Source organism: Halomonas sp. 3A7M (assembly GCF_014897875.1).
Classification (GTDB): Bacteria; Pseudomonadota; Gammaproteobacteria; order Pseudomonadales; family Halomonadaceae; genus Vreelandella.
The window spans coordinates 96,829-107,170 of sequence record NZ_JABUZD010000166.1 but is presented as its reverse complement, the minus strand read 5'-3'; the positions used below and the strand labels follow the sequence as shown (position 1 = coordinate 107,170).

11 protein-coding genes and 1 pseudogene are annotated in these 10,342 nt (G+C 50.7%); 9 read left to right on the top strand and 3 right to left on the bottom strand.

The window, feature by feature from the left end:
- Both INT19_RS16570 and INT19_RS16565 read left to right on the top strand, forming a co-directional pair.
- Positions 1-114 (top strand): transposase (locus INT19_RS16570; protein ID WP_193061548.1); only part of this gene is annotated, 114 nt, incomplete at its 5' end.
- A gap of 203 nt (positions 115-317) precedes the next feature.
- Positions 318-860: a DinB family protein gene (locus INT19_RS16565; protein ID WP_193061547.1), complete on the top strand. Its 543-nt coding sequence runs from the start codon at positions 318-320 to the stop codon at positions 858-860.
- A 113-nt stretch (positions 861-973) separates the two neighbouring features.
- Here the strand turns inward: INT19_RS16565 and INT19_RS16560 are convergent, their stop codons facing one another.
- Positions 974-1,888, bottom strand: a complete 915-nt coding sequence (locus INT19_RS16560) for a LysR family transcriptional regulator (RefSeq protein ID WP_193061546.1) — start codon at positions 1,886-1,888, stop codon at positions 974-976.
- Positions 1,889-1,993: 105 nt separating this feature from the next.
- On the opposite strand from INT19_RS16560, the gene INT19_RS16555 reads away from it, so the two are divergent.
- The 7 genes and pseudogenes from INT19_RS16555 (at position 1,994) to INT19_RS16525 (ending at position 9,797) form a co-directional block, all read left to right on the top strand.
- Positions 1,994-5,449 carry a molybdopterin-dependent oxidoreductase gene (locus INT19_RS16555; protein WP_193061545.1) on the top strand — a complete coding sequence of 1,152 codons (3,456 nt, stop codon included), beginning with the start codon at positions 1,994-1,996 and terminating at the stop codon, positions 5,447-5,449.
- A gap of 21 nt (positions 5,450-5,470) precedes the next feature.
- On the top strand, positions 5,471-6,397 hold the full coding sequence (locus INT19_RS16550) for an ornithine cyclodeaminase family protein (protein ID WP_193061544.1): 927 nt from the start codon (positions 5,471-5,473) through the stop codon (positions 6,395-6,397).
- A 22-nt stretch (positions 6,398-6,419) separates the two neighbouring features.
- Positions 6,420-7,760, top strand: a complete 1,341-nt coding sequence (locus INT19_RS16545; RefSeq protein ID WP_193061543.1) for a short-chain fatty acid transporter — start codon at positions 6,420-6,422, stop codon at positions 7,758-7,760.
- A 180-nt stretch (positions 7,761-7,940) separates the two neighbouring features.
- A pseudogene (locus tag INT19_RS16540) lies at positions 7,941-8,036 on the top strand (type II toxin-antitoxin system YoeB family toxin); the annotation flags it as partial.
- 109 nt (positions 8,037-8,145) lie between these two features.
- On the top strand, positions 8,146-8,424 hold the full coding sequence (locus tag INT19_RS16535) for a type II toxin-antitoxin system RelE/ParE family toxin (RefSeq protein WP_193061542.1): 279 nt from the start codon (positions 8,146-8,148) through the stop codon (positions 8,422-8,424).
- Positions 8,424-8,717, top strand: coding sequence for a HigA family addiction module antitoxin (locus INT19_RS16530; RefSeq protein WP_089039102.1), 294 nt, complete (start codon positions 8,424-8,426; stop codon positions 8,715-8,717). The genes INT19_RS16535 and INT19_RS16530 overlap by 1 nt, the downstream gene beginning before the upstream one ends.
- Before the next feature lie 117 nt (positions 8,718-8,834).
- On the top strand, positions 8,835-9,797 hold the full coding sequence (locus tag INT19_RS16525) for a ribonuclease Z (RefSeq protein ID WP_193061541.1): 963 nt from the start codon (positions 8,835-8,837) through the stop codon (positions 9,795-9,797).
- A gap of 16 nt (positions 9,798-9,813) precedes the next feature.
- On the opposite strand, the gene INT19_RS16520 is transcribed toward INT19_RS16525, so the two are convergent.
- Both INT19_RS16520 and INT19_RS16515 read right to left on the bottom strand, forming a co-directional pair.
- On the bottom strand, positions 9,814-10,068 hold the full coding sequence (locus INT19_RS16520) for a Txe/YoeB family addiction module toxin (RefSeq protein WP_193061540.1): 255 nt from the start codon (positions 10,066-10,068) through the stop codon (positions 9,814-9,816).
- Positions 10,065-10,316, bottom strand: a complete 252-nt coding sequence (locus tag INT19_RS16515; protein WP_193061539.1) for a type II toxin-antitoxin system Phd/YefM family antitoxin — start codon at positions 10,314-10,316, stop codon at positions 10,065-10,067. Before INT19_RS16515 ends, INT19_RS16520 begins: the two co-directional genes overlap by 4 nt.
- Positions 10,317-10,342 lie beyond the last annotated feature (26 nt).

Here is a 10,342-nt window from a genome sequence, read left to right as displayed (position 1 = left end):
CTGAACCGCTTCAGCCTTCGGGGTAAGCAAAAGGTGCAAGGCCAATGGCAGCTCTACTGCTTGGTTCACAATATTGAGAAGTTGGCGAATTACGGCCACTTGGCCGCGTTATGAAGGGCTTAGAGTGGAGTAAGTTGCTTTGTGAACCCAGCAGGCGGTCTTCAGCGGGCTAAGCTGGGCGCTCAAGTGGCTAAATGCCGATATTAATATTACTCAGCCGGATGACCGGCTGGGTAAATGAATAAGGACAACAGGCAGTGGAAACGGCTCGAAATCGGGTTTTTCTACAGCCTCGTTATACCTGAGAGGAACCTCGGATGAGCCTTAAAGATCACTTTGCAATGCTGGCTTCCTACAATCAGTGGATGAACTCAAAGGTTTATGAGGCTGCAGGCCACCTCTCTGCCACTGATTTAGCCAAAGACCGTGGGGCCTTCTTCGGTTCCATCTTAGGAACCCTGAATCATATCCTAGTGGGTGACACTATCTGGCTCAAACGGTTTGCTACGCATCCCTCCTGTGTGGCCTCTTTGCGCGAGGTTGCTGATCTTCCAAAGCCGACTACGTTGGATCAGATTGTCTTTGAAGATTTTGGTCGTCTATCTGAACACCGTAGTTGGTTGGATCAGAGGATTATCGATTGGGTAGCCGAACTATCCGACGGTGACCTGGATGTCGTTCTCAGCTATCGCAATAGCAAAGGGATTCCTGCAAATAAACGATATTCGAGCCTGGTTCTTCATTTCTTTAATCATCAAACTCACCATCGTGGGCAAGTTTCTACTTTGCTATCTCAGGCGGGTGTGGATATCGGGGTGACTGACCTGTTGGTTCAGATTCCAGAGGAAACTCATGTATAACCAGGCTCGCCACGGCGACGGCTACTAAATTGCGGCTTTGCAGCCAGCCTTTTCCCGTTGTTACGTAAAGGCTCTGCATAGGCTTTTGAACCAAAGGCAAGATGATCTCGATATCACAGTACTTGCTCACTAATTGTGCGGCGAATGAAGTCGATTACGGCTCCAACGTTACGCGGCAGTTCTTCTCCTTTTTTCCATACGCAACCTATGTCCATTGTTGGAAGACTTTCATCTAGGTCCCGCCGGATAATGCGTCGCCCTTCTAGGGAAAATGGGCGATATACCAGGTCAGACAAAATCGTGACTCCTTGGCTAAGCGCGACCAAACTTCGGACTGCCTCTAGCGAACTGCTCTTGAATGCGACCTTAGGCGCAAGGCCATACTCTCCCCAGTAATGTTTCACCGTTTCAACGTGTTCATCCATATCCAAAAGGATAAAGCCAGTCTCGGCAATCTTCTCTAGGGAAAGGCTTTCGGGGTATTGAAGCGGACTCTCACTGTCGACCCATAGTCGCCTGGGGGAGCGCAGCATCGTTTCGTGCTCTAGCTCTTCGTGAACGTCCATGTTGGAGACAAGAATGAAAGCTAGGTTAAAGCTATTGTCGAGCAGCCCCTTCTCGATGCTGGCCCTATCGCGCTCTTCCATGACGACATTCAGATTGGGGAACTGCTTAGTTAGCGATACCAATAACAGGGGAATTAGGTAAGCCGATATTGTCTCTGTGATACCGATGCGTACCTGCCCATGTAAATCATCTGGGGTGCGGCGGATTTCCTCGATGGCATCTTCGACGCTCGAAAGGGTGTCTTGCGCCCTGCGCGCGAACCTCTCCCCAGCCTCCGTCAGACGGACGCCCTTGGCATGGCGTTGGAACAACTGAGCGCCAAGACTTTGTTCCAAATTCTTAAGTGCAATGGTCATCGACGATTGAGAGACGTGACAACGCAGGGCGGCACGGGTCACTTGCCCCGTTTCTGCCAGCGATACCAAATACTCTAATTGTCGAAGCGTAATTCCTGAGTTCATATCTATTTTTTCAATAATGGTTATTAAAAAATATATATTAGTAATTAAGACCGCGTGAGTCTAGGTTCTGTTTTAAAAGGCTAACGTTGTTTTTGGAGTTTCCCCATGCCAGTTGAAGATAAGCGAGGTTATTGCACTTTATGCCGGTCGCGGTGTGGAACCATTAACCGCGTAGAAGGCGAAAGTCTCATCAAGGTGGAGCCAGACTCCGACCATCCCACCGGCGCTGCAATGTGCATGAAGGGGCGGGCCGCACCCGAGTTGGTGCATAGCCCTAACCGGCTCTTCTATCCTATGCGTCGAACAACGCCAAAGACCGCGGATGATCCATGTTGGGAACGAATTTCTTGGCATGAAGCGATTACGACCATTGCAGCAAGACTATCCGAGATTAAAGCCGAGACAGGGGCTGAGTCAGTCGCTTTTGGTGTAACTACCCCTAGCGGTACTCCCATGTCGGATAGCATTGATTGGGTTGAGCGATTCATCCGAGCCTTTCAAAGCCCCAATATTTGTTATGGCACTGAAGTTTGCAACTGGCACAAAGATTATGCCCATGCCTTTACATTCGGATGTGGCATGCCTACAGCGGACTATGCCAACTCCGATCTGATCATGCTGTGGGGCCACAACCCTACAAGCACGTGGTTGAGCCAAGCCAATGCCATCGGAATAGGAAGGGGCAACGGGGCGCGGATGATCGTAGTCGATCCGCGTAAAACGCCTCTGGCGGCTAGTGCGGATGTATGGCTTCGTGTCCGCCCAGGCACCGATTTAGTGGTTGTACTGGGCCTAGTGCGACAGTTACTCCTGGGCAAGGGGTTTGACCAGCAATTCGTTCGTAGTTGGACAAATGCTCCTCTTCTGGTTCGTACAGATGATGGGACGTTGCTGCGGGCAGAGGACTGTGATTTTGCGGGAGCACTAGCGGATGAAAATATTCCCGATACGTTCGTGGTGTGGAACAGTGAAACTAACTCGCCTGCCTGTTATGCACCGGAAAGTGGCTCGTCACTTGCTCACGCCGCCCATGCTGCTTTGGCAGGACGCTATAGTGTTCCGCTCTGCAATGGTGGCAACGTTGCCTGCGAGCCCGTATTTGCTTTGTTAGAGCGCACCTGCGCGCCTTATACCCCTGATGTAGTAGAGCGAGTCTCCGGTGTCGACGCTCATTCACTGGCACAGGCGACGGAGTTGCTCAGTTCCAGCAAGCGTGTTGCGTATCATTCTTGGACGGGTATTGGGCAGCATAGCAATGCGACACAGACCGAACGTGCCGTTGCCATCCTTTATGCACTGACCGGTAGTTTCGACGTCTTGGGAGGAAATCGTGCATACAGGCAATTGCCTGTGCGGCCCATCAATGGGTTGGATCTTATCGAGCCCGCACAACTAAATAAGGCATTGGGCGTTGACCAACGTCCATTAGGACCACCCGCTCAGGGGTGGATTACTGCTCGGGATCTCTATCGCTCTATCATCGAAGGCCAACCGTATCGTGTCCGAGCATTTATGGGGTTCGGCACTAATTTTATGGCCAGCCAGGGAGATGTCGAGCTGGGTATTACAGCCTTGCAGCAGCTCGAGTTCCATGTGCATTGCGATCTGTTCGAAACACCGTCTTCGCGTTTCGCTGATATTCTCCTGCCAGTTAATACTCCTTGGGAACGAGAAGCTCTGCGTGCTGGTTTCGAGATAAACGAACTAGCAGTAGAGCATGTCCAACTGCGCCAGCGAGTAGTCGCGCCTAGAGGCGATTCGAAATCTGATACCGATATCGTTTTCGCCCTAGCTGAGGCGCTAGGTATGGACGAGCTTTTTTTTAACGGGAGTGTCGAGGCTGGATGGAACTGGATGCTGCAGCCGCTGGATCTGACGGTAGCGCAGCTGCGCCAGAAGCCGGAGGGTATCCGCTACAAACTGCCACAAACACAAAAGCAGTACTCCAGCATAAGTAATGGCAAGATCCAGGGCTTTAAGACATACACTAGGCGGGTTGAACTGTATTCAGAAAAGCTGTTGCGTCATGGGTATGACCCGTTACCAACCGCTGATGGCATGCTTGCAGCGAGGCAAGCCCACTCCCGATTCCCTTATAAGCTCACGTCGATCAAGAACGGTTTTTTCTGCCATAGCCAGCATCGTTCGATTGTGTCGCTGCGCAAAAGATCCCCGCTGCCAGTTGCCCAACTCAACCCTGACTTAGCGGCTAAGAAAGGCATTGAAAAGGGCGACTGGATATTAATCGAAACGACAGAGGGACAGGCTCGTTTCTGCGCTAGTCTCAGTTCGGACCTGGATGTTGGCGTTATTGTCGCTGAATTCGGTTGGTGGCAAAGCTGTAATGAGCTTGGGCGCGCTGGCTATGCTGTCGTTGGTGCCGGTAATAGTAACTACAATAACCTCATCAGCGCGCGTGACTCGGACCCCATCAGTGGCTCTGTGCCAATGCGCTCGTTCAACTGTGATATTCGGAGGGATCCCACTCAAGATACCAGACGGCGAACTTGGGAGGGTTTTAGGCCATTTAAAGTCCGCACTTTGAGGCGAGAGACGGCCGATGTTTTAGCCGTCGAACTGGCTACTCCAGATGGGTCGCTACTACCCGATTATCTTCCTGGTCAGCATATTACGCTGTGCTTAAACAAGGGCAGCGCTGACCAGCAATTAGTCCGTGCCTACTCTCTGACTGGCTCTGCTAAGGAGGAGGGGAGAACCAGTTACCGTATTGCTGTACGTCACCTGCGGGGTGCCGACGAACAGGGCAATGCCATTGAAGGCAGAATGTCAGGTTACCTCCATAATCATCTCAAAACTGGGCAAGAAGTGCACCTCGGCGCTCCCGGTGGCCGATTTGTGTTGCCTGAATCATTGCCGCAGCCCGTTATTATCTTCGCTGGTGGTATCGGCATCACGCCCTTTATTAGCTACCTGGAAACCCTAGTTGACTCTGACAACATGCCTGAAGTGTGGATCCACTATGCAAACCGTAATAGCCAGAGTCATGCCTTCAGAGCACGAATAAATAAGCTGCTACCTCGTTTATCTAGATTGACGGTAATCAACTATTACAACGATCCGCTGACGACAGACCGCATGGGAGTGGATTACGACTCAAACGACTTGGTGTCAGCCTCAGTCGTATCGAACTCACTAATTGAGCGACGAGCACGCATATATCTATGTGGCCCAGATCCCATGATGACAGCCATCAGTAATCAACTAACCGAAAGAGGAGTACCTAGGTTCGATATTTTTAGCGAAGCGTTCCGATCACCAGTAACAATCAATTCCAACGATGATCAGCAATATCGCGTCTCCTTCGTGCGCTCAAACTCTCGCGGGCTTAACTGGAGCTCAGCCGCAGGGCCATTGCTAAGTTTTGCTGAAAAACAGGGCATTAGCATGCCCAGTGGTTGCCGCGTTGGGCAGTGCGAGAGCTGTGCCGTTCGTATCATTTCCGGAAAGGTATACCACCTCAATGGGCAAGAGCCGGAAGACCCTAGTGTGTGTTTGACCTGCCAGGCTATTCCCGTAAGCGACCTGGAATTAGACATATAAACGAAAATAAGAGGGTTTAAGATGAAAATATATACTAGAGAAGAAACGAGGAATGCACTTCCTTTTTCCCATTTAATTCCAGCGCTGGAAGAAATGTTTAAGCGTGGCTGCACGGCGCCTCGCAGACATATTCACAACATCGGAACTCCGGATGATCCTGTGACGATGCTGATTATGCCAGCTTGGAGCGATGCCGGGTTCTTAGGAATAAAAACCGTCAATATTGCTCCTAACAACGCCAGTAGATCGCTTCCTGGGCTGTTCTCGACTTACATGCTTTATGACCGTAGTACGGGAGAGCCTGTAGCCCAGGTCGATGGCAACGAAATCACTTCACGACGTACCGCTGCCGCTTCGGCGCTAGCGGCAAAACTTCTAGCACGCCCTTCCACCAAGCGCTTGACGCTGCTGGGGGCAGGGCGAGTGGGTAGCCTTATTCCCTACGCTTACCGGGAGGTGCTACCAATAGAAGAAGTTGCCGTCTGGGATATCGATCGCGCTGCATCAGAACGGTTAGTAGGACAACTCAATCAAGATGGCTTCATTGCACATGTAGTCGAGGATTTGGAACAAGCCGTTGGTTGGGCAGACGCTATCAGCTGCGCGACCTTGTCAACAAAGCCATTGATTGAAGGAGCTTGGCTGACTCCGGGCAGCCATCTCGATTTAATAGGTAGCTTCACTCCGGAAATGCGCGAGGCAGATACTAATGCCGTCGTGAACAACAGTCTCTTCATCGATACTGAGGAAGCCCTGGAAAAGTCAGGGGATCTTCTCCAACCGATACAGCTAGGTGACCTAAGCCGGGATGCCGTCATTGGCACTCTAGAGGAGCTTTGCCGTTGCCAATGCCCGGCGCGCAGGTCGGAACAGGAATGTACGGTATTCAAAGCTGTTGGTACCGCACTGGAAGACTTAGCCGCAGCTACTCTGGTCCATCACGGTTAAATATCAGGGCAGGAGAATAATAATGTCTAATAATACCTTGAAAATAAGTAAAAAAAATAAGCTATTCGGTGGTGTTACCAATGGGTTGACGCGAATCTTTGACCGCTATCTTCCTGATCCGCTAGTCATCGTGATCGTACTTACTATAGTGATTATGTTGGCTTGCGTGGTATTCAGAGGAGATGCACCTACTAAGATGCTCGGCTACTGGATGGATGGGTTCTGGAGTCTGCATGGGTTCGCGATGCAGATGGTCTTGATTCTAGTCGCAGGTTTCGTGGTAGCTACTACGCCATTGTTCAAGTATCTAACGCTGCGTATCGCCGACTCTGCGCGAACACCTGGTAGTGCTATAGTCATAGTGACTGTTATTTCCCTTCTGGCCAGTTGGCTGAACTGGGGTATAGGGCTCGTTGTCGGAGCAGTTCTAGCCAAAGAGTTGGCCAAGCGCGTACCATTTGTCGATTATCGGCTATTGATCGCCAGTGCTTACTCTGGCTTTCTGATCTGGCATGCAGGGCTATCTGGTTCGATACCACTCAGCTTAGCGACTTCTGGGCATTTCCTTGAATACAGCGTTGGCTTGATTCCGACCAGTGAGACGCTCTTCAGTCCCTTGAATATTGGCCTGATCTTGGCGATGTTCATCGCTCTTCCGCTCACCAACTATCTAATGATGAAAAACAGTGAGTCTGTCCCCTTTACCGATTTTTCAGATGAGCCTCCTATCAAGGCTGATGTCTCACGGCCAGCAGAGCTCCTTGAACATTCAATCTGGCCTGCGCTGCTAATCTCTCTGTTAGGCATTGCTGCGCTGATTTTCTATGCTGTTAATGGCGGGGGGCTCAATCTAAATGTCATCATATTTGCGCTGATCTTCATTGGTATCGGGTTACACAAAAATCTCAGTAGCTTCCTGGAGCAGATTAATGAAGCTGTGAAAGGTGCTAGTGGCATCATCATCCAGTTCCCGTTTTATGCGGGGCTCATGGGTATCATGGCCCAGTCTGGTTTAGCAGGAGACCTTGCCCAAGTGTTTGTTGATATATCAACAGCGGATACACTGCCGGTTTGGAGTTTCCTTTCCGCTGGCTTAATTAACATGCTTGTGCCATCAGGTGGTGGTCAGTGGGCGGTTCAAGGACCGATTGTCATGGAGGCTGCTCAGGCGCTGAATGCCGACACATCTAGAGTGGCGATGGCATTCGCCTGGGGAGATAGCTGGACAAACATGCTTCAGCCGTTCTGGGCCTTGCCCGCCCTTGCGATCGCTGGGTTAAAGGCTAGGGATATCATGGGTTACTGTGCCGTCGTGCTGGTGGTGAGCGGTGTTATCATTAGCTTGGCGTTGTTGCTGTTTTGAGAAGATAGTGTAAAGACAAGTACAGAAACTAAGTGCAGTACGCTAAATGGATATTGATGGGCTTTCATGGCACTTTGCCATCAGTTTGCCCATCAATTCTATTGGGCATTTTATGCAGAGTGCTTTAGAGGGTGCATATTGAGTGCGAAGGCCACCATACTCAGGTTTGTCGGACGATAAGGTTTTTGGTCGCGACGTATAGATGATACGAATCGATTAGTCTACGCAGTTGATGATAATGCGATTACGATCATTTCGTATCGTTATCACTATTAGATTAGCGCTACTCCAAATCCCGAAAGAGTACGTTGTTGGCTCGGGCTCGGGTAATTCAAATAATATAAGTCTAATTGTTGCGCGGTGCGCAACGCGCTATGATGTGTTTATGATTAAATCATTCCGCCACAAGGGACTCAAGCGCTTCTACGCTAGTGGTAGCACCGCTGGTATACAGGCGGATCATGCCAAGAAATTGCATATGCAGCTTGCCGCTCTGGACACGGCCGTGTCAGTAGAAGATATGGATATCCCTGGTTTTAGGCTCCACCCGTTGAAGGGGAGAGACAAAGCGCGGTGGTCAATTTGGATCAACGGAAATTGGCGCATGACGTTCGAATTTCGAGATGGCAATGCGTACATTCTTGATTATGAGGATTATCACTAATGACGATGCATAATCCGCCGCATCCCGGCGAATTTATTCGGGAAGTGTACCTAGAACCTTTTGGTATCAGCTCCCGTCAGCTTGCTTCCAACTTGGGCGTTTCACCATCCACCTTGTCACGGTTGCTCAAAGGGGATAGTGGCATTAGCCCCGAAATGTCTTTGCGCTTGTCGAAGGTTCTCGGACGTACCCCGGAGAGCTGGCTATCAATGCAGGACATGTATGACCTATGGGTGGCTCGCAGCACAATTAATTTGGACGACCTGCAGCCACTGGATTTTGAGGCCGCTTAACGATTGCGACTGTCGTCGTTGGCATCCTGTCGTATAAAGCTGAGCAACCAAACTTATTGGAAATCTGTATGCCGCCAGACTAGGTTCAGGTTTCTAAAGAGAAAGCACGGACGCGATATGAACCTACTCTTCCTGGGCACCTCCGCTGGTGTGCCCACCAAACAAAGAAATGTCTCCGGGATCGCTTTGCGTGAAAGCAAAGGGAAGGGCTGGTACCTGGTTGATTGTGGTGAGGGTACCCAGCATCAGGTCTTGCATACCAAGCTGTCGTTCCATTCGTTGAAAGCCATCTTGATTACCCATGTGCACGGCGACCACTGCTACGGGCTGCCGGGCATTTTGGCGAGTGCGGCTATGGGTGGCCGGAAAGCGCCACTTACTATTGTTGCGCCTGCAAGTATCAAAACTTGGTTGAAGGCAACCTGCGAGGTGACGCAGCTATGCTTACCTTTTGCCTTGGAGTTTATCGCCTCAGACGACCTGCCAAGCGTTGAGTTTGAGAACATCGCGGTTGAGACATTCAGCCTTTCACATCGAGTGGCGTCTTATGCCTATACATTTACGGAGCGAAAGGTTGATGCTGCCCTGGACGTGGATAAGCTAGCGCAAAAGGGGATTCCAAGGGGGCCGTTGTGGGGGCAGTTGAAGCAAGGGGTTGATAGTGAGTTTGCAGGTGAGCAGTTAAAAAGCCATGACTACCTAATCTTCAAGAACAAGCCCAGGAAAGTAGTGATCGCTGGAGACAATGACCAGCCTGACTTATTGAGCGAGGCGTGTGCGGGGGCGCAGGTGTTGGTGCATGAGGCCACCTATACCGAAGAGATGGCTGAGAAGGTCGGTGATGTGGGGCATAGCTACGCCAAACTTGTCGCTGCTTTTGCCGAATCGATAAAGCTACCTAGTTTGGTGCTGACGCACTTCAGCCCGCGTTATCAGTTCAGCTCCCATGCGTCGCCGTCCATTGAGGATATCCGCAAAGAAGCTGAGTGCGTCTATTCAGGCTCGCTTTTCTTGGCGCGGGATTTTGGTGAATACAGCTTGGAAAAAACGGGTTACTTTTCTGAGATGGTGGGCGAGTAGTTTTTCCGCGCGTGTATCAGTAGTGATACCGAAGCTGGGCGATCAGCAGCGCATCGTCAGTCACCTTGTAAATCATCCGGTGCTCTTCGTTGATGCGTCGAGACCAGTAACCGGCCAAGCCGTGTTTAAGAGGCTCTGGTTTACCAACGCCGCCAAAGGGTTCTCGTTGGGTTTCTTTGATTAGCTTATTGATACGGCTGAGCACTTTTTTGTCCGTTTTTTGCCAGTATAAATAATCTTCCCAGGCATGCTCAGCGAAGATGAGTTTCATTCCAAGAGTTCCCGCTCTTGGCCGCCACCTTGCTCTAGCTCGGCAATCGACTCAAGCAAGCGTTGAGCATTCTTGGGGGCGCGCAGCAGGTAGGCGGTCTCTTGCAATGCCTCATAATCCTCTAAAGAGATCATGACCACAGACTGCGCCTTGTTACGGGTAATGATCATGGGCACGTGATCTTCGCAGACCTGTTGCATTGTTTTCGCTAGATTGGTTCTAGCCGCCGTGTAGCTAATGGCATCCATAAGTAATTCCTGTTCATGATGTTGTT